1 protein-coding gene is annotated in these 910 nt (G+C 78.6%); it reads left to right on the top strand.

Going from position 1 to position 910, the window contains the following annotated elements; translation table 11 throughout:
• Window positions 1-910 (top strand): NAD(P)/FAD-dependent oxidoreductase (locus PAI11_RS10490; RefSeq protein ID WP_040599787.1); only part of this gene is annotated, 910 nt, incomplete at both ends.

Raw genomic sequence — 910 nt, 5'->3', positions numbered from 1 at the left:
GAGGCCAGGGCCGAGGTCCGCGAGGGCGCGCGGGTCGCGGCGCTCCTGCACGACGACCGCGGGCGGGTCGCGGGCGTCCGCTGGAGCGGCTCCGACGGCGTCGCGCGCGATCTGCGGGCGCCACTGGTGGTCGGCGCGGACGGGCGCCGCAGCCTGGTCGCGCGGGCGGTCGGCGCCGAGCTGCCGTACCGCTCCAGCGCCAGCGGCCGGGCCTGCTACTTCGGCTACTGGGAGGACCCCGACGAGTCCTGGCGCGAGATCGCCGCGCAGTGGCGCGAGGGGCCCGACCTGGGCACCGCGTTCCCCTGTGACGACGGCCTGGTGCTGGCGCTGGTGCAGCCGCCCGTCGGTCGCCGCGAGGCGTTCCGCGAGGACCTCGAGGGGGCCTACCGCGCGACGATCGCGGCGATCCCGCCGCTGGCCGCCCGGCTGGCCGGCGCGCGACTGGTCGGCCGGGTGCGCTCGGCGACCGGGATCGAGTCCTACTTCCGCCGCTCGTCCGGCCCCGGCTGGGCGCTGGCCGGCGACGCGGGGCACTTCAAGGACCCGGTCACGGCCCAGGGGATCCGCGACGCGCTGCGCTACGGCCGGTTGCTGGGGGAGGCCGCCGCGGCGGTCCTCGACGATCCGGTCGCCCTCGATCGCGCGACCGCGGCCTGGGAGCGCCAGCGCGAGCTCGACTGCCTCGAGGTCTACCAGTGGACCAACGTCCTGGCACGGGGCGAGCCGATGAGCCCGATCGAGGTCGAGCTCTATCGCGCCGCGGCGGCCGAGCCGTCGCTGGCCGGCGACCTGCTCGACGTGTTCTCGCGCGCTCGCCGGCCGTCGCGGGTGCTGTCGCCGCCGCGGGCCGCGCTGCTGGCGGCCCGCGCGCTGCTGCGTCCCGGCGCCCGCCGCGACGCGCTCCAGG

This window comes from Patulibacter medicamentivorans (assembly GCF_000240225.1).
Classification (GTDB): domain Bacteria; phylum Actinomycetota; class Thermoleophilia; order Solirubrobacterales; family Solirubrobacteraceae; genus Patulibacter; species Patulibacter medicamentivorans.
Note: the sequence above shows the minus strand (reverse complement) of the source record. Positions and strands in the feature narration are given on the sequence as shown.